Here is an 18,928-nt window from a genome sequence, read left to right on the forward strand (position 1 = left end):
TACTCATACCAATGCTAATAGAACATTCATTGTGAGCCGAGATGTACTTTGTTTTTAAAACATTATCTTAGTTTTTAGAATTTGATACTACTTCTTTTAAAGCATCTGTTATTATCTTATTCGTTACAACGGAAACATAGCTAGCTCCTTGATTAAAAGCTTTTACAGTTGAAGCTGTGTCAGATGCTACTAATCCCATCTTTATATCATGGTCTTTTGCTCTTTCAAACAGATTTGATATTATATCTTGTACCCCTGAATCATTAGGGTTATCATAGCCTAAATTAACAGCTAAATCTGTTGAACCAATAAAAGCTATATCAATTTCATTTACAGCGATGATTTCTTCAAAATTTTCTACAGCTTCCTTTGTCTCAATGTGTACAGATATAAGATTATCTTTGTTTGCTTGATCTAAATAAGACCTTCCGCTTAATGTTCCATATTGTGCTGCTGGAATAGAGTAAGCAACTCCCCGCATTCCAATTGGAGGATACTTGGCTTTGGAAACAACTTCCTCTGCCTGCTCTCGATTATTGACCATTGGTACCTGGATGCCTTCCGCACCACTATCTAAAGCCTTTTGCACAGATGAAGGATCGTAGGAAGTGCGTACTACTGGTGACATATTTGTTCGTTTCGCAGCACGTATCATATCTGTAATTTCAGATTGACTGAATGCCCCATGTTCGTTATCAATCACAACGAAGTCATACCCATTAAAGCCAAGCATTTCAACAAGTGAGGGATTATATGAGTTTACAAATCCCCCTAAGACTTTTTCATTGTTAAATATTCGTTGTTTTAGTTTTTTAGTCATTTACTCTCATGCTCCCTTTAAGCTATTTTGCTGTAGCCACTCTTTTAATTTACGGGAAACTTCCATCGGATTATCTAAGCTGCTCAAGTGTCCCGCATCTTTGACTATCGTCAGTTGAGAATTTGGAATTTCCCGAACCAGTTCATTGCTCATTTCAACAGGGCAAACACTATCTTCCAGTCCAACCATGACGCTCACAGGACATTTAATCGAAGGCAGTATTTTAAACGCATCAGGACGATGCATCAATGCTGTCATCTGTCTTTCCATTGCCTCCGGTCCGACTTCCTCTGCCATATCTATTATCGTTTGACTAAGTGATGAGTTCTGACTAGACTGGCGTATTAATCCCGGCATTAAGTAGTCCTTTGTTATACTTGTAAACTTTCCTTCTTTGCTCATTTGAATGAACTTATTCCAAGCTTCAATTTGAGCACAAGTAGGAGACCTCGGATTCGTATCCAGCAAAGCTAGCTGTGTAACACGTTCAGGGGCTTGTCTCATAATTTCAATTGCAACGATCCCCCCCAATGATAATCCTGCAAGTGCAAAGGTTTCAGGAGCTTTATCCAAAACACTCAATGCCATATCTTCTATCGTATTGTCTTGAGTTAAATCCCCAACTTGAATAGCTGCTATATCTGCTAAATACGCTATCTGATGTTCCCATAACTTTTCATTACAAAGTGTGCCAGGAAGTAATAGTAGTGGGATTTTATTGTTCTGCTTTAAATAACTTGCTTTTTCCAAGGATAACTCACCCTTAATAAAAATTTTCTAACTGTATCTATCTGAGTATAATAAGAATCGATTACTTACAGTTCATACTAGTAACATAGCTGCTCTTAGATTTATTTTTCACCCATTTTTAATTTTTTGGCCATTTCTTCTTCAAGCTGACTAAAGTTCTCTGGAGCTATCATTTTACCTTTATCATCTACACGGAAGTTATATTCTTCCCCTTTTTTCACTACTTTTGGATCCCAAATTGGATCTGGACGATCGAATACTTCGTGCTGCTCTAAGATAGAGAATAACCAAGCATCTTCTTCCGCAATATTTTCAAAGCCTCTATACATATACGGAGGTAACGAAATCATATCCCAAGGCTTTAAGATTGTTTCGCCTTCAATTTCGTCTTCACTATTTCCCCAGTAGAATCTCCACTCACCTGTTAGTACGAAGAATGTTTCAATATACTCATGCGTATGGAATGCAGGGCCGTTACCTTTAGGAGCCTTTACCATACCAATTTGAAAGCCATGTGGCTCTGTAATTACCGGATTATAATTTTCATTCTCACTTGCCGTATCACCAATCAACGCATAATTCAAACGGTTGTGTCCTGGAACAATACTGTCGATAAACATCAATGGAATTGCTTTATCCTTAATTTCATCAAAACGTACTGTCCAATCTCTTTCAATTATTTCCTTTGTGTAATTTGTCTTTTTAGTAGTTGTCATTGTAAATTCCTCCTTAGAATATGTGATAAAGCGATATTATTGTTTTATTTAGAAACCTCTGTCGGCGCTTTTCGTTTGAATGCAGACAAATGGTGTCCCTCTAAACCTTCCATCTCTGACTGTCGACTCGCATGCGTTGCCAACGTGTTCACACCGGGTCCAGTAATCTCTTGAAATGTCGCTACTTTGACGTAACTTCCAACCCAAAGTCCGCCGGTATATCTACCACCACGGTTTGTCGGCAATGTATGGTTCGTACCCGATACCTTATCCGAGAAGACAACCGAACTATTCTCACCAATAAATAGAGAACCGTAATTGTGAATCTGCTCTACCGCTTCTTCCGTCTCTTTTAAATGAAGGTGAAGATGCTCGCCTGCAAACTCATTACACACTTCAATTCCTTCTTGAATCGAATCGACTACAATAATTTCACCCATCTTATCCCAAGACTCATGAGCTGGAGAATTCTCATCAAACTGCTCTAGTAGTTTCTCTACTTCTAGCATCGTGTTTTCTCCTAATTCTTTGGAAGTGATAATTAAGATGGCTCTCGCATTCGGATCATGCTCTGCTTGTGCAAGTAAGTCTGCAGCAATAAGATCCGGTTTTGAGAATTCGTCAGCAAACACCACTACTTCACTTGGTCCTGCCACTAGGTCAATGCCCACTTCTCCGAATACTTGTCGTTTCGCTTCTGCAACGAAACGGTTACCTGGTCCGGAGATGACATCTACTTGTGGAACACTTTCTGATCCGTATGCCATTGCAGCTATTGCTTGAGCGCCACCAATCGCAAAGATCTCGGTAACTCCCGATTGCTTTAATCCGTAGATGATTGCTGGATGAATGCTGCCATTGTAATTTGCAGGACTACATGCAATGATACGCTTTACACCAGCTACTTTTGCTGGGGCAGCTACCATTACTCCACTAGACAATAATGGGAATCTTCCGCCTGGAACATAGGTACCAACAGTTTCCACTGGGATTAACTTATGCCCCAAACGAATGCCATCTCCAAAATCTCTATCTAATGGAAGTAAGCAATCCAATTGCGCTTTCGCAAAGTTACTCACGCGCTCTACTACGTTATCTATTAAACTCTTTTGTTCATCTGTTAAACTCGCAATCGCACTCTCGATTTCTTCTTCAGATAGACGAAGTGACGTACGATCGTTATTGCCAAACTTCTTCTCGTATTTATGAATTGCCTCATCACCATTTAATTGGATATCTTTAATAACATCCTTTACCGTTTGTTCCGTTGCTACTGATGTTTCTGTTTTTATGTTCGTTGACTTTTTTATATACTCCACAAGTACATCTCCTCTTCACAACAATTTTTAAGTTAAACGATTGATAGCTAAACTACTTATTTAATCGCACCTGCACTCATTCCTTTTACAAATTCCTTACGTACAATAAGCATAAAGATGATCGTAGGTATAACATAAATCACTCCCGCAGCTGCCATTTCATTCCAAACTACTCCGTTCTCACCAATAAAGTAGGAAAGTGCTACTGGAAGTGTAATTGCTTCTCTACTTGTTAGAATTAACGCAAACATAAATTCATTCCATACGACTACAAAACAGAATACCGTCGCTGTAATGATTCCTGGCTTTGCAATTGGCAATACGATATTCCACAAGATTCGTAATCTACCAGCACCATCAATGGATCCAGCTTCCTCCATATCAATAGGAATGCTATCCATAAATCCTTTAATCAACCAGATTGCATATGGAATCGTATGTCCTAAGTTGACGATAATTAGCGCAATCGTCGTATCCAATAGTCCCCAGTTACGGAACGCAGAGAAGAAAGGGATAACATTTACGATTAACGGGATAAACTGCGTTGCCAATATTGCAAACATTAATAATGCTTTACCCGGTATTTTATAACGAGATATGCTATATGCAGCTAACACACTTACCGGTAACGTGATAATTAGCGTAAAAATTACAACGATAATACTATTCATGTAATACTTGCCAAAATTATTCTCCGTATTGAAGATCGCCCGGAAGTTATCCAGTGTCGGTTCAAATAGTAGACTAAGCGAATATACATCTTCTCCAGATTTAAACGACGTGATTAGAATCCAAAGTATTGGGAAAAAGAGAAAGGTAACAACCAACAAAACACCAAGTAACTCAGCAATTGAACTGAACATTTTTTTACGCTTTAAGCTATTCGCATTCATTAGTTCCACTCATCTCCTTTCACCAATTTACGCATGTATACAAGCACAAATCCGATTGTGATAATAGCCAAGATGTATCCGAGTGCTGCCCCGTAACCCATATCAAAGTATCTAAACGATTGCGTGTACACGAGGAAGTTCAGTACTTCCGTTGAATTCCCTGGTCCACCGCTTGTTAGCGTTACGATTGGGTCAAATTGCTTCAAGGAGAACATCGTCATTAAAATCGTTGCGATGAGCACAATTGGTTGAATCATCGGTAATGTAATTCGGAAAAAGGTCTGAAAGCTATTTGCTCCATCCATTTTTGCTGCTTCATACACTTCCTTTGGCAGACCCATAATGCCACTGATAAACATCAATGACATAAATGGTAACCAGATCCAGACCACCACAGAAATCAATGCAATCATCGCTGTTACTGTATTACCTAACCAAACCACATCTGCTAGAGGAGGAAAGAAGAAACCGACGATCGCAGAAAACACACCATAGTCAGGGTTCAACATGAACCTCCACGAATACCCGACAAGAGCGGGACTTAAAGCAAATGGAATAATTAGTATTGCTCGTAAATAAGAAATATATGTTTTCTCCTTACTTAACAGTAGCGCTACCATGATCGCACAACTAATTGTCACAAGGACTGCCGCTACAGTAAATACCAACGTTACCCATGCACTATTCCAAAAATTCGGGTCACTGAACGCTTTTACATAGTTATCAAATCCAATAAAAGCGCCCATTGTCAAACTTTCGGTAAGCTTCCATTCATGAAAACTTATCCAAAGCGATCGAATTAATGGAAAAATAGTAATTACAGCCATAATAAGCAACGCAGGAGCTAGAAGAATATATTTGAAATATTTATTACCCATTTTTCTCCTCCCACTAATACACACTCCGTATCAATTATCTCTAATGTGATTACTTAATCCTCTAGTATTCTTTCAATCTCTTCCGCTGCCGCATCAAGCTCCGTTTTCGCGTCTTCACCTGTAGCAATATCCGATATTGCTCGGCTTAAGACCGTCGATACTTGTGGCCAATCTCGCAACGTAGGGAAGATTCTTGCATTTTCAAAACTATCTCCACCTATATTAAAGAGGTTATCTCCAGCCTCGTTTAACTCCTCATCTCGCAAGTTTTCAAGCTGCACGATATCCGTTGAAAATTGATCCGCTGGCACTTTATCCTCAAGCGAGTCCATGACAATACTCTTTTCATTTTCTGGTCTACTTAACCACTCGATGAACTTCCATGCCTCTTCCTTCTTTTTGGAGCTTTCCATCATTGCAATTGGGAATGTGGAAATACTAGAAACCTGCTCTCCACCTTCCCATGTGGGAACGGTAGTAAAGCCGACATTGCCGCGAACTTCTTCAGCGGAGGAGTCACTCTCATTAAAATCAGAGTACACCCACCACCAGCCAATCCACATTGCTGATCGCCCTTGCTTAAAATGTGTTCGTGACTCTTGTTCATCAAAGGCAACCGCACCTTTTGGAGCTAAGCCATCCTTTAATAACTCGATGTATTTTTCTGTTGCCTCGATACCTTCTGGACTGTTAAAAACTGGTTGGTTATTTTCGTCTAAGATTTCAGCACCATTTCCCCATAGGTACGTCGCCCAAATGGACAAGTTCTGTCCATTCTTACCAGCTTTATAATAAGGAGAAATTGCACTCATATCCGTCTCTTCGGTAATAATGTCACCAGCTGCTTCTAAGTCCTCCCATGTCTTAGGTGGGTCAATGCCCAAGTCTTCAAAAACATCTTTTCTATATAATAAAATTTGTGCGTTCGCACGTAATGGAACGCTATAAATTTTATCTTCAAAAGTGGATAACTCCACAATTGAGTCCGGGAACCGATCAAAGAAGTCTGCATCTGCGTACTCATTCAATGGCTCTAGGAACGTAGATAATGAAGGCCCCATTACGTCCAAATGCGTCACTAAATCAAACGTTGGCTTTCCAGATATTCCCTCTGCTAAAATTCGATCTAGTAAACTATCATATGGTATTCCAATAAATTCTACTTCGATTCCAGTTTCCTCGGTGAACTCACTACTCCTAGCTTTCCATTGGTTAAACTGGCCGATGTTCCCCTCCGTAACCGCAATAGTTAATTTTTCTTCCTCACTTTCTGCATTGTTAAGCGAACAGGCAGCTAAGAGAGAAACCAAAGTAAGGAGAAGGATAAACAACATACGCTTCTTCAAACGAATCACCTCATCGTTTACATTTTTCAATATATTTAGTTATAAAACATATAGGAAACGTTATCGACATCCGTTTAGGATACGCCAGTAAAGTTGCCATCATCGATTCCATGACCTTCACTTTCACTACCTCGATCTACATCATTCTCTGTGTAAATTTGACGTAACACTTCCATACCATCAAATAGCATCCACTCTTCAAGGATTTTTTCATTTCTCACTTTATAATGGTTCATTCCATGGATTTCGATTGGCTTACCACTTGGCGCTCCGAAGTATCCAATACCACTGTGCAACCCTTGAACTCTCCAACGAACCGCTACATCCCAGTCCCCTTCATTGTTACGTTTATTACACGTCACACGCTCTACAATTACTTTGGAGTTTGGAACGGACGCGAATAGATTAATGAACATACCTTGAATCTCGCTTTGACCGACCATATCCTTGTTACACACATAGTGAAGAACGGCATTGTTATCATAGAAATCTTTCACTTTATTAATCGAACGACGGTCCCATACTTGATTGAAAAGCATTAGCATAAAGTCACCAATCTCAAATCCATCATGTTGTGGCACATACGCTCTTGGCTGCAATCCAGATTCTGCTGACTGAGAAACACTGAACTGTAACGATGGAGCAAGTTTGCTCGTTTGTTTCGCCGTACGCTTCGCAATCTCGATTGGATCATATCCTAACTGCTGAACCAGATGGAATGTATCCATTACTAACCACTCTTCATAAATCTTGTTTTCATGAATCAAGCAATCTGCTGTCGTACGGAAGACGACTTTGTTTCCTGTAGCCGGACCATATAACGTATCTCCTAAATTCGTCCCAATCGATCTACCTCTATGAGATGTGAAGAATCCCTCTTTATCATTACCTGACCAGACAATACTCCAACCAAGACCCGTACGATCTGGGAAAGATTGTAACGTTTGGAGTGTACCTGCAACTACTTCATTTACCCCGTGGCTATTGATTAAGCCTCTGTGGATTTGTACTCCATGGCTGTACGTATCGTAAATAAGTCCAATATCTTTCTCTTTCCAAATTTGTCTTGTAATACGAACGATATAGTCGATGATGTTATGGTAGTCGCCGAAACCTTCCATGCTTTGTTTCTTAATATGTTTTGTATCAATCTCCAAATAGTCATCATCATCTTTAGAATCGACCATATTAACATCTGAACTATCCGCATAGAAAACAAGTTTCGAAAGATCAATCTGATTCGTCTTCGTTTCTTTAACCGGTTTACTGCTCTTAGGCTTCTCTACTGCATATGTTTGTTCTTCCTTTTCCTTCGTTGCAACAGCACTGCTTTTTGTATCTTTCATTATGAAATCTCCCTTTCTATCAATTGATATTTTTATTTAAAAACTTAATTTAAGTTCATTACACCTAGCTTCAACTCAGACATCTCATCCATCGAGAATCGAATGCCCTCACGACCCGTACCGCTATTCTTCACCCCACCATATGGCATATGATCGACACGGTAAGTAGGAATATCATTGATAATCACGCCACCTACTTCCAAATCATCTACAGCTTGAAACGCTTTTTGAAGTGAATTTGTAAATACACCCGCCTGCAAACCATATTGCGAATCATTCACTAACTCCACGGCTTCTTCCCACGTCTCATACTTGTTCACAACCATAATCGGAGCAAAAGCTTCATCTCTAATGACTGAGAAATGAGAATCGATATTGGTTAGAACAGTCGGTTGAATGACCGAACCGGATCTTTCGCCACCACTTGCAACCTGTTCTTTACTCACCTCTTGAATCCACTTCTCCACACGCTCTGCTTCCTGCTCGTGAATGAGTACAGATACGACGGTGTCCTCGTGTAATGGATTTCCTACTTTAATGTCTTCTACTTCTTTGGTTAGTGCATCCACAAACGCATCGTAGAACTTATCTTTTACATAGACACGCTGTACAGAAATACAAGTTTGTCCAGAGTAGGCGAATGCTCCGTTCGCACATTTGGCAGCAACCTCCGCTAAATCATCCGCGTGATCAAGAATCACTGCAGAGTTTGAACCTAATTCCAACGTCACTCGCTTGAGACCTGCTTTCTCACGGATACCTTTTCCTACTGGAACACTTCCAGTGAATGTGACCATCTTAATATCTTCATGCGTGACAAGCGCATCACCTACTGTTCTTCCAGAACCAAACACTAGATTTAATGCTCCTCCTGGTAATCCCGCTTCCTCAAAGATTTTTGCTGTCATAATCGCACTTAATGGTGTTTGAGATGCCGGTTTTAAAACAACAGTATTTCCCATGGCAAATGCTGGGCCTAACTTATGAGCTACAAGGTTAAACGGGAAATTAAACGGTGTGATTGCTGCGATAACACCAAGTGGTTCTTTCTTTGTAAAACCGAATCTGCCTGCACCGTTTTTCGCTGCATCCATCGGAATTACTTCTCCAGCAATTTTCTTCGCTTCCTCAGCTGCAAATTTATATGTTTCTATCGTTCTCTGAATCTCACCTCTCGCCATCTGTATAGGCTTTGCGTTTTCAAAAGCTAAGATTTTCGCACATTCTTCCTGCTTTTCTGTGAAAATGGCAACGACTTTTTCTAAAATCGTGGAGCGTTCTAATAGTGTTAGTTTCTTCATCTTATCCGTTGCAGCTTTCGCACTTGCAACAGCTTTTTCCACAGTATCCTCATCCGCTAATGGGATATGCGCAATTACTTCTTTGTTGTAAGGGGCAATTAAATCGTAATGCTCTTCTCCTTCTATCCACTCGCCATTAATAAAGAACTGATGTTGTTTTACTTCCATCGCTATCATTCGCCTCCTTCATAAGCATCTTCATAAATACGAAGAATCTGCTCTTCACTTAAACGATAAGGTGTATTTGATAACAATCTTTTAACTTGAGATGCCTGCTCTGCTAAATTAGGCAGGTCGGATTGTTTCACTCCCAATTCCTTTAAAGAAGTCGGTAAGTTTAAATCTTTCAACAGTTTCATCAAATAATTGACTACAGCATCCAACGCCTGATGTTTAGAGTTACTAAAATCACCTATCTCTATGAAAGAAGCAACTCTGACCATATCGTTAGTACATGTTTTTCCAATAACTTTAAAAACATAAGGCATTAAAAGAGCATTTGCTACACCATGTTCAATATGATACGTCCCTCCTAACGGGTAAGCCATTGCATGAACAGCTCCAACACCTGCGTTTGCCAATGAAACTCCTCCCAATAGGCTTGCCCAACTCATTCCTGACCGATCCTTTATATTGCTGCCATTATGTACAGCATTTGTAATGTGTTTTGCAAAAAGTTTCATTGATTTTTCAGAATAAATCCGTGTCTGTTCTGTAGCATTTGTCGATATATACGATTCAATTGCATGAGTGAAAGCATCTACTCCTGATGCCGCCGTCACCCTTGCAGGACAGGAAAGCGTTAATTTAGGGTCTACGATAGCTGTATCAGGTAACAAAGCAGAGCTGACAATTCCTTTTTTCACACCTTCTTCTTCATCAGCAAAAATAGCATTTTTCGTTACTTCTGCACCTGTTCCTGATGTAGTTGGCAAAAGTACACAAGACATGGTTCGATTTTCTATTATTTTATTTCCACTGAAGTAATCCTCTAGGTCTTTTTTATCCTGTAGAGCAGCACTTGCTTTGGCAACATCCAGCGCACTTCCTCCACCGATTCCTATAACAAAATCAGCTTCCGATTGGTTTAGTATTTTGATAGTTCTTTCGACCAATGCGAAAGTCGGTTCTCCCACAATATCTGTCATTGTTTCTATTGGTATTTCAAGCGGTTTCAATACATTTTTTAATTCATCTACTAAGCCGGCTTTTTCAACTCCTTTATCACTGACAATAAATATTTTTGAAGGTTTTTTAGCTAAGACCTCGTCTTTAATTGTTACTAAAGCTCCTTCTCCAAAGCGAATAACGCCTGGTATTTGAAAATCATTAAATGTAACGATACTTTCTGCTTTCTTTTCTTCATTCATTAATACTGTCAAATCCTTCTCCACCTTTCTTGAATCCGCATTCAAAAAATCACCAAACAGTCCATCCGCCATCTACAATCAGCGTTTGACCAGTTACCATATTAGATGCATTTGATGCAAGATAAACAAAAGCACCAAATAAATCTTCTTCTTTCGCCAATCTTCTTAAAGGAATACGATTTAATACATCATTTTTAAAATCCTTATCAACTAACATTTTTCTTGTCATCGGTGTTTCAATAAAAGTTGGTGCTACAGCATTTACATTTATGTTGTAAGGGGCCCATTCAATTGATAATGATCTGGTTAATTGAGTGAGTGCCCCTTTACTAGAGGCATATACAGACCGTTTATAATAGCCAACAAAAGCCATTTGCGAGGAAACATTGATAATTTTACCTTGCTCAGCAGCTTTCAAATATTTCCCTACAGCCTGACTGATGAAAAACACGCTTTTTACATTTATATCGATAATTCTATCCCAATCATCTTCCGTAACCTCTTCAGCTTGCTTCGGAATATTCATTCCAGCATTATTAACCAATATATCTATCTTGCCAAAATACTTATATACCTTCTCTACCACACTTGGAATTTCATTAATATTTGTTAAATCAATTGGAATCGGCAAAGCTTTCTGCCCAATTGCTTCAATTTCTTTGGCAACATCAGACAATTCCTCTTCATTCCTTGCCATTAAGGCAACATCTGCTCCATTTTGAGCAAACAACAACGCAATACTTCTCCCAATCCCCTTACCCGCTCCAGTAACAATAGCCGTTTTTCCAGATAAATCAAAAAGTTCGTGCGCTTTGTATTTAACCATTTCCTCACCTCATGGAATATTCGTATTTATTTTAATGATTGTTGACACCTGTTGTTTTACGAATAATTAATTCCGGTTCCAATGTAATTTTATTTGGATCATTGCTTGAATCAGTATTATTAATTAATAATAATAATCTCTCTAATGTCAGTACTGCCATCTCTCTTTTCCTTTGAGAGATTGTGCTTAAGCCAATGTAAGGGTTACTTGCAATTTCGATGTCATCAAAACCAATAACGGAAACATCAAATGGAATATGCCGTCCACTTCTAGCAGCTGCATCCATTATAGCCAATGCTATTTGGTCTGTTGAAGCAAAAAAAGCAGTCGGCATATCTTCTTTTCTCATTAGATTCAAAGCGAATTGAAATACCTTCTCATAGCTTACATCTCCTTTATAAATTAATGACTCATCATATTCTAAATTATTTTCTTTGATTGCTTCTTTGTATCCTTCAAATCGTTGGTAGAAAGTAGAATATATAGCAGGTCCTGAAATAAAGGCGATTTTTCTATGTTTATTCTCAACCAAATGATTAACTGCCATCTTTGCCCCTAATTTATTATCTACTTCTACATAATGGCTTTTTTCAATACCATAGATTCGTCGATTATAAAAAATGATGGGAAATCCTTTGTCATAGAACTCTCTTATTTTCTGGTTATCCATACGGATTGAAGCAACAATAATACCATCTACTCTTTTTCCATTAAGGATAGATATTGCTCTTTGAAAACTCTTTTCATCTGTCTCCGAATCGATAATGATGACTTCATAATCATATTTCTGAGCTTCTCTTAAAATAATATGTGCTGTTTCTGCATAAAAAGAGTTTGAGATGTCCTCTACAATTAATCCAATTGTATTTGTTTTTTTACTAGCAAGACTCCTCGCAATTTCATCTGGTGAGAATCCTAAGGTATTAATTGCATCGTGAACCCTTTTCCTTGTCTCCTTTCGTACATGTGGGTAATTATTAAGAACTCTTGAAACGGTAGTCTGTGAAACCTTAGCCAATTTTGCAACATCGTAGGCGCTCACTCTTTCATTCATAGTATAAAGTCACCTCACATGAATGCGGATTCAATAATTTGAAAGCGTATTCAATTCATTTTATTTTAATTTATCACACGATTATGTTTTTTGCAATATTTTTTAACTTTCGATATTATAAAAGATTTTTTTGCAATTTTCACAGATGGAACTGTTCTCTCTCTTAGAAATTCTAAAAATGTTAATGCATATAACGGGTACACATAGATTACGCAATATAACTCCGTTACATTCAATATTATTGGTCTTCTATCCATATGAAAAGCCTCCTTTTACACCGAAATGAAAGTGTAAAAGGAGGCAGTTTATTCTTTCTTTAAAGGATTATTTTCTTTCTAGAAAATATGTACACCGATTAAAGTGATAATCAAGACGACAATACCAGCAATGGCCTCACTAGTAGTATACGTTTTCAGTCCGCCTTTTACACTTAAACCAGCAATTTTCGTAGTAATCCAGAATCCACTATCGTTTACATGGCCTAGCATTAATCCACCTGATAGAGAAGCCATAGCTACCCAAACAGGATGAACATCTACCCCTGTAACAACACCTGCCATGATAGTCATAGTTGTTATTCCAGCAACAGTACCAGAACCAGTTATCGTACGGAATAATACACCCATGAAAAATGCTAATAAAATAACACTTAATACAGATTGTGCATCACTTACAAATATGTCTAGGATAGCTTGGTCAATACCAGTACTTTGAATAATGGCGCCGAAAGCACCCCCTGCACCAGTAATTAATAATACAATACCAGTTGCTTGCATTGCCTCCGAAGAAGATGCATCTCTTTGTTTCTTATTAAGCGATTTTGCTGCTACAAAGTATGCAGCAATTGCACCAATGAGTAAAGCTATAATTCTATCACTTAAAAACGTGATAATTTCTGGATTTTCATCATAGATAACATTCCCTACTGAACCTAACAAAATCATAATACTTGGTAAAATGATTGGTATAATCGCTATCCATGCAGAAGGAGGATTATCTGGAATCTCCATTTTACCGTATGGGTTATCCATAGTAGAATCCTCATCGGTTTCCTTTTTCCAGAAACCTTTATCAAGAATAACGAAGTAAATTTTTATCGTTACCAAGGTGGCGATGAAGCCAACGATTGCACCTATAGAAATCATAATACCTAAATCGAAATCTAAAATACTAGCAGCTGCCAAAGGATTTGGTGTAGGCGGTACTAAAGTATGAGAAAGTGCTGCTCCAATCACAATAGCCCCTACTGGATATGGTAGTGGCTTATTTAGTTGTTTTCCAATTTGCACTGAAAGCGGTACCAAAATTAAGAAAGCAACATCAAAGAAAACGGGTATAGCTAATACGAATGCAGCAAGCCCAATAGAATAAAGTGCTAGTTTTTCAGATGTCTTCGTTACAATTGCATGAGCAATTGAATATGCACCACCTGAATCAGAAATCAACTTACCTAAGATTACTCCTAACCCGATTGGAATACCGAGGTCTCGCATCATACTACCAAAACCATTGGAAATTCCTTCAATCGTTCCAACTAACCCCAAACCAGATGCAATACCCATGAATAAACTAGCGATTACTAAGGCCATGGCAACATTCAATTTAAAAAATACAACAACTCCCAACATGATGGCTAAGGCTATTACCAAATAAACTATCAACATCATATCTTCCCCCATAAAAATTCCCCCTGTAAAAAGGCGCTTACCTCCTAGCAACTAAATAGTAATCAGTAAAGTTTGCTGAAATAGCGCCTATTTATTCATAATTTTCTTATGCGTCTTTAAATACTTGTGTTAAATTAGCATCTTTTGATAATGTAACTCCGAAACCTGGTCGATCATCTAGCTTCACCTTTCCGTTTTCAGGAATAACTTCTCCTTCTAACAATGGGTAGTATTGTGGAACTACCTTGTCAGCATTTGGACTCATTACTAGATATTCCGCAAACGGACTATTCGTTTTAGTAATTACATAGTGATAGCTGTATACACCGCTACCATGCGGAATGACATATTTACCATAGCTTTCTGCAAGATTACCAATCTTAATAAGTTCTGTTAGACCACCACACCAACCGACATCTGGTTGTAAGATATCTAAATCTGTAAATTCTAATAACATCTTAAATCCATAACGTGTTGCTTCATGCTCTCCTCCAGTTATCATCATATTGTTAGGAGCACGTTTCTTCAGATCGCGGTATGACCAGTAATCATCTGGATTAAAGCATTCTTCAATCCAACGAAGACCATATTCATTTGATTTCTCCATCAGCTTTTGTGCGTATGGTAAATCAAGTGCCATCCAACAATCCCACATAAGCATGAATTCATCACCTACTTTTTCACGCATAGCAGCTAATTGTTCAATATTCTTTCTTAGTCCTGCTTCACCATCAGTTGGCCCATAAACTAGTGGCATTTTTCCGCCAATAAAGCCCATCTCTTTTGCTAAATCTGGACGAGGTCCGGTTGCATAACAGGAAATTTCATCTCGAACCTTTCCACCAATCATTGCATATACAGGCTCTTGTCTTATTTTCCCTAGTAAGTCCCATAATGCTAGATCAACCGCAGAAATGGCATTCATGACGACACCTTTTCGCCCATAGTACATCGTAGCCCGATACATTTGATCCCACATTTTTTCTACTGCTTCAACAGGTTGTTCAACAATAAAGCGATCTAAGTGGTTCATCACGATCCAAGCTGCCGGATAACCTCCAGTAGAGATCCCAACTCCAACTTCCCCATTATCAGATTCCACTTCAACTACGATTGTCTTTAGTGCATTAATCCCAAAACTTGTACGTGTCTTTTTATATTCAGGATAAATACTCATTGGAGTAGCAATTTGATTGACAATCCAATGTTCTTCACCTTGATCATGATAGTCACCTCCGCCACCGCCAACAACATAGGCGCGAATGTCAACAATCTTATGTCCTGTTACGCTCATCATATATTCCTCCTCAAAATTGTTTTATATTTAGTGAAAGTTCTTTGAATACCATCTAAGTTTTTTATCTATTTAAATCAAGAAAAATTTTACTACTTTTGACTTTACCTTCTACTAAGTCCATAAAGGATTGTTGTCCATCTTCCAAGCTCCTAACTTCTGTCCATCCTTTTGGCGTAATCTTTTCCTCTATTAATAACTGAACAGCATCTAGGAAATCTTGTCTTGAATAACAGAACGAACCAAGAACTGTAATTTCACTACGTATATAATGATTAATCGGAACAATCGTCTCATCAATTCCTAGACCAACATTCATAATTACACCGCCTGGATTAACCACATTTGCAGATTGTGTACGTGTTGGTTGAAATCCTACTGCATCAATGACAACATCTATCCCCTTATAGCCTGTAATTTCATTTAATTTATCTTCAAAGTCATCTTTAGAATTATTTAAGGTGTCTTCGATCCCTACTTTTGTAAGCGTCTGTAGCCGGTCTTCATTAATATCCGCTACAATAACTTTATTTGCCCCAAGTTCCTTTGCTACAAATGCACTCAGTAACCCAATTGCTCCGGCTCCATACACCAAAATATTTGGCACCGTATGCATACTGATTGCACGTCTTATTGCCCTGAATGTACATGCTAATGGTTCTGCTAAGGAAGCTGCAAAGGAATCAAGCTCTTCTGGAATCTCAACGATAGAACTTCCGGGAACTGCTACATATTCTGCAAATGCTCCTGAACGATGAATTCCGATGATTTCTCTATGTTCACACTGTGTTTCATTGCCACGAATACACTGTTTACAAGTTCCACAAGTTAATAGTGGATTAACGACTACTTTTGTTCCTTTTACAATCCCTGTAACAGATTCCCCTATATCCGCTACACGTCCACTAAACTCATGCCCCATTACTAGCGGAGGTATACGCAAGCTGTTATGCCCTAGAAACCCTTCAATCTCTGATCCGCAAAGTCCCACTACATCTACTTTAACGAGTACTTCATCTTGTTTGACTTCAGGTATTGGTCTTTCCTCGATATCCATTTCCTTTGGCCCGTTCCATGATAAAACTTTCATTAAAATCTCCCCTTAGTTGTTATTAATCTATCGTGTTTTCTAATACCCCTATGTTTTCTATCTCGATCGTGCATGTGTCACCAGACTTTAAGAATACTTGTGGATCTCGAAACACTCCAACCCCATGAGGTGTTCCAGTTGCGATAATATCTCCTGGTTCAAATGTAAATCCTTTTGATAAGTAAGAAATGATGTAAGGAATGTCAAAAATTAAATTAGTTGTATTAGAATCTTGTAATTTCTCCCCATTAAGCTCCAATGTAATATCAAGCTGATGTGGATCTTCAATCTCATCCTTTGTAACAATCACAGGACCAATTGGCGCAAATGTATCGTAGGATTTTCCACGAACCCATTGTACATCTTCAAATTGAATGTCTCTTGCACTGACATCATTGATAATTGTGTAACCAAATACATAATCAAGTGCTTCTTCTTCTGTAATATTTTTTCCTTTCTTTCCAATTACCACTGCTAGTTCTGCTTCATAGTCAACTTGCACAGATTCCTCTGGTAATTTAATTGCATCATCAGGACCAATAATACAAGAAGCCCATTTGGAAAAAATCATTGGCTTTTTCGGTGGTTCTACATCTTGTTCAATACAATGATCCATATAATTGTTCCCTACACAAACTAATTTTCCAGGACGGTTAACAGGAGCCAGAATCTTAACATCTTCCCATTTGTAGGTAACTCCGGATAACGAATCTATATTCTTCTCCGCCCATTGCCATACCAATATGATAGATTCCATAACTTCTTCGTTTTGAATAACTATAGAGTCTAAATCATACTCCATTAACAAACTTTCATCATTGGCTTGGTTAAACTGCTCAGTTAATTTTTGCAGATCATAAACTGTTTCTTTTTGTTGAATACCTACTTTTGCTTGTTCATTGTGTTGAAATGTGAGTAACCTCATATCATAACCCCTTTTCTCAAATTTGAATTAATAGAACCTAAACTGATAACGCTTCCATTAAGCTTTAAAAAAACATCAGTAATTTTTTACTTTGATCAATCTTTTAGTTTAATATAATAAACTAAGTTTTTATTGATAAACTAATTATAGGTCAACATTATTTTATTGTCAAACAATTCCCGCATTTATAATTGCATTCTTAACTTAATTACAATTAGCAAAGTAGAATTCATCTGCAGAATAGACTGCTAATATTGAAAAATTGACACTTAAATGAATTCTATAATAGAATATAGCTAAGTTTTCTTTATTAAACTAAGTTTATTATTTTAAAAGAATATGAGGGTGAATAAGAAATTGACTAAAAAAAAGTATTGGGTACCAGCTCTTGAGAGAGCAAATACTGTTATTGAAGAAATTGCAAATTCCCCACATCAATTGAGATTAATCGATTTATCAAATCGTTTAGAAATAAACAAAAGCTCGATGTTTTCTTTATTACATACATTAGAAACATTGGGATGGGTAACAAAGGATAAAAGTGAAACATATGTATTGGGGTCTGTATTGGGATTCCTCGGAACAACCTATTTAAACCAATTTAATATTTTGGAAACGTTCGCTAATGAAGCAAGAAAATCAATCGAACAAGTAGATGAGCATATCCAGCTGGGAAAATTAATTGGAAGTGATGTGTTTTACATTGGAAGAGAGGAAGGAAGCTCACCAGTACGACTAGTGACAGATCCTGGAACACGTTATCCTGCATACGCATCTGCAATAGGAAAAATTCAATTATCCAAATTTAACTATGAAGAATTGAAAGCAGTATATCCGGAAGGCGAATTTGAAAGAAAAACCGAGTTTACTGTACGTAATGTAGATGAATTATGGAAACAAATTGAACACGCTAAAAAGGATGGATTTGTAATAGAGGAACAAGAAGGAGCACAAGGATTTTATTGTGTTGCTGCACCAGTTTTTAACCAAAGTAATGAAATAGAATATGGGGTCAGTTTTACTATGACTGAGCATAGCTGGAAAAACAAGAAAACATTAGCTACGGAAGAAATTATTAAGTTAGCGAATAAGTTATCTGAGAATGGCGGGTCTTTTTCGGTTTCTCGTGGGGGGAACTAATTCGTTTAATTGTGACTTTTTAATGAAGATAGTTGGCGAATGAAACATGGAATAACTATATTTGGACAACAAAGTATTTCAAATTAACAAGTAAACATTGTGTCATCCTACTTAACGGTTACAATAGACTGAATTAGTCTTATATGTCTGATATAGGTGCTAAGTTCTAAACTTGATTATAAATACTACGAGA

General features: G+C 37.8%; 17 protein-coding genes. 1 reads left to right on the forward strand and 16 read right to left on the reverse strand.

Annotation, left to right across the window (positions count from 1 at the left end; all coding sequences use genetic code 11):
- Positions 1 to 67 precede the first annotated feature (67 nt).
- From C794_RS15570 to C794_RS15650, 16 genes are all read right to left on the reverse strand, one after another.
- Positions 68 to 820: an HpcH/HpaI aldolase family protein gene (locus C794_RS15570; protein ID WP_017798088.1), complete on the reverse strand. Its 753-nt coding sequence runs from the start codon at positions 818 to 820 to the stop codon at positions 68 to 70.
- 6 nt (positions 821 to 826) lie between these two features.
- Positions 827 to 1,570 (reverse strand): alpha/beta fold hydrolase, encoded by a 744-nt coding sequence (locus tag C794_RS15575; RefSeq protein ID WP_017798089.1) that lies wholly within the window; start codon positions 1,568 to 1,570, stop codon positions 827 to 829.
- A 101-nt stretch (positions 1,571 to 1,671) separates the two neighbouring features.
- Positions 1,672 to 2,286: a cupin domain-containing protein gene (locus C794_RS15580; protein ID WP_017798090.1), complete on the reverse strand. Its 615-nt coding sequence runs from the start codon at positions 2,284 to 2,286 to the stop codon at positions 1,672 to 1,674.
- A gap of 44 nt (positions 2,287 to 2,330) precedes the next feature.
- Positions 2,331 to 3,605 carry a histidinol dehydrogenase gene (gene hisD / locus C794_RS15585; RefSeq protein WP_017798091.1) on the reverse strand — a complete coding sequence of 425 codons (1,275 nt, stop codon included), beginning with the start codon at positions 3,603 to 3,605 and terminating at the stop codon, positions 2,331 to 2,333.
- A gap of 56 nt (positions 3,606 to 3,661) precedes the next feature.
- Positions 3,662 to 4,498, reverse strand: a complete 837-nt coding sequence (locus C794_RS15590) for a carbohydrate ABC transporter permease (protein ID WP_017798092.1) — start codon at positions 4,496 to 4,498, stop codon at positions 3,662 to 3,664.
- Positions 4,498 to 5,376 carry a carbohydrate ABC transporter permease gene (locus C794_RS15595; protein ID WP_017798093.1) on the reverse strand — a complete coding sequence of 293 codons (879 nt, stop codon included), beginning with the start codon at positions 5,374 to 5,376 and terminating at the stop codon, positions 4,498 to 4,500. The genes C794_RS15590 and C794_RS15595 overlap by 1 nt, the downstream gene beginning before the upstream one ends.
- Positions 5,377 to 5,429: 53 nt before the next feature.
- On the reverse strand, positions 5,430 to 6,722 hold the full coding sequence (locus tag C794_RS15600; RefSeq protein WP_017798094.1) for an ABC transporter substrate-binding protein: 1,293 nt from the start codon (positions 6,720 to 6,722) through the stop codon (positions 5,430 to 5,432).
- Between the two features lie 74 nt (positions 6,723 to 6,796).
- A complete protein-coding gene (locus C794_RS15605; protein WP_017798095.1) occupies positions 6,797 to 8,068 on the reverse strand; it encodes an ester cyclase in 1,272 nt (423 codons plus the stop codon).
- 44 nt (positions 8,069 to 8,112) lie between these two features.
- Entirely contained in the window at positions 8,113 to 9,546 is a 1,434-nt protein-coding gene (locus tag C794_RS15610; protein ID WP_017798096.1) for an aldehyde dehydrogenase family protein, read from the reverse strand.
- The gene (locus tag C794_RS15615; protein WP_017798097.1) at positions 9,543 to 10,751 is read right to left on the reverse strand and encodes an iron-containing alcohol dehydrogenase; all 1,209 of its coding nucleotides are present in this window, start codon (positions 10,749 to 10,751) and stop codon (positions 9,543 to 9,545) included. Before C794_RS15615 ends, C794_RS15610 begins: the two co-directional genes overlap by 4 nt.
- 37 nt (positions 10,752 to 10,788) lie before the next feature.
- Positions 10,789 to 11,565 (reverse strand): SDR family NAD(P)-dependent oxidoreductase, encoded by a 777-nt coding sequence (locus C794_RS15620; protein WP_017798098.1) that lies wholly within the window; start codon positions 11,563 to 11,565, stop codon positions 10,789 to 10,791.
- Between the two features lie 31 nt (positions 11,566 to 11,596).
- On the reverse strand, positions 11,597 to 12,619 hold the full coding sequence (locus C794_RS15625) for a LacI family DNA-binding transcriptional regulator (protein ID WP_017798099.1): 1,023 nt from the start codon (positions 12,617 to 12,619) through the stop codon (positions 11,597 to 11,599).
- A 335-nt stretch (positions 12,620 to 12,954) separates the two neighbouring features.
- Positions 12,955 to 14,298 (reverse strand): GntP family permease, encoded by a 1,344-nt coding sequence (locus tag C794_RS15635; protein ID WP_017798101.1) that lies wholly within the window; start codon positions 14,296 to 14,298, stop codon positions 12,955 to 12,957.
- Positions 14,299 to 14,392: 94 nt separating this feature from the next.
- On the reverse strand, positions 14,393 to 15,580 hold the full coding sequence (rhmD, locus tag C794_RS15640) for an L-rhamnonate dehydratase (protein ID WP_017798102.1): 1,188 nt from the start codon (positions 15,578 to 15,580) through the stop codon (positions 14,393 to 14,395).
- 64 nt (positions 15,581 to 15,644) lie between these two features.
- Positions 15,645 to 16,670: a zinc-dependent alcohol dehydrogenase gene (locus C794_RS15645; protein ID WP_017798103.1), complete on the reverse strand. Its 1,026-nt coding sequence runs from the start codon at positions 16,668 to 16,670 to the stop codon at positions 15,645 to 15,647.
- Positions 16,671 to 16,692: 22 nt separating this feature from the next.
- Positions 16,693 to 17,595 carry a fumarylacetoacetate hydrolase family protein gene (locus C794_RS15650; RefSeq protein WP_017798104.1) on the reverse strand — a complete coding sequence of 301 codons (903 nt, stop codon included), beginning with the start codon at positions 17,593 to 17,595 and terminating at the stop codon, positions 16,693 to 16,695.
- Positions 17,596 to 17,952: 357 nt separating this feature from the next.
- Between C794_RS15650 and C794_RS15655 the strand changes: the two genes are divergently transcribed.
- Complete coding sequence (locus tag C794_RS15655; RefSeq protein ID WP_017798105.1) at positions 17,953 to 18,735, forward strand: IclR family transcriptional regulator; 783 nt, start codon at positions 17,953 to 17,955, stop codon at positions 18,733 to 18,735.
- The last annotated feature ends 193 nt before the right edge of the window (positions 18,736 to 18,928 follow it).

The organism is Oceanobacillus kimchii X50 (genome assembly GCF_000340475.1).
GTDB lineage: Bacteria > Bacillota > Bacilli > Bacillales > Amphibacillaceae > Oceanobacillus > Oceanobacillus kimchii.

Excerpts from the sequence above, each read along its gene's own strand:
- C794_RS15645 (WP_017798103.1), bottom strand. The coding sequence starts at position 16,670 with ATGAAAGTTTTATCATGGAACGGGCCAAAGGAAATGGATATCGAGGAA.
- C794_RS15605 (WP_017798095.1), bottom strand. The coding sequence starts at position 8,068 with ATGAAAGATACAAAAAGCAGTGCTGTTGCAACGAAGGAAAAGGAAGAA.
- rhmD (WP_017798102.1), bottom strand. The coding sequence starts at position 15,580 with ATGAGCGTAACAGGACATAAGATTGTTGACATTCGCGCCTATGTTGTT.
- C794_RS15650 (WP_017798104.1), bottom strand. The coding sequence starts at position 17,595 with ATGAGGTTACTCACATTTCAACACAATGAACAAGCAAAAGTAGGTATT.
- C794_RS15570 (WP_017798088.1), bottom strand. The coding sequence starts at position 820 with ATGACTAAAAAACTAAAACAACGAATATTTAACAATGAAAAAGTCTTA.
- C794_RS15620 (WP_017798098.1), bottom strand. The coding sequence starts at position 11,565 with ATGGTTAAATACAAAGCGCACGAACTTTTTGATTTATCTGGAAAAACG.
- C794_RS15590 (WP_017798092.1), bottom strand. The coding sequence starts at position 4,498 with ATGAATGCGAATAGCTTAAAGCGTAAAAAAATGTTCAGTTCAATTGCT.
- C794_RS15580 (WP_017798090.1), bottom strand. The coding sequence starts at position 2,286 with ATGACAACTACTAAAAAGACAAATTACACAAAGGAAATAATTGAAAGA.
- C794_RS15635 (WP_017798101.1), bottom strand. The coding sequence starts at position 14,298 with ATGGGGGAAGATATGATGTTGATAGTTTATTTGGTAATAGCCTTAGCC.
- C794_RS15595 (WP_017798093.1), bottom strand. The coding sequence starts at position 5,376 with ATGGGTAATAAATATTTCAAATATATTCTTCTAGCTCCTGCGTTGCTT.
- C794_RS15610 (WP_017798096.1), bottom strand. The coding sequence starts at position 9,546 with ATGATAGCGATGGAAGTAAAACAACATCAGTTCTTTATTAATGGCGAG.
- C794_RS15625 (WP_017798099.1), bottom strand. The coding sequence starts at position 12,619 with ATGAATGAAAGAGTGAGCGCCTACGATGTTGCAAAATTGGCTAAGGTT.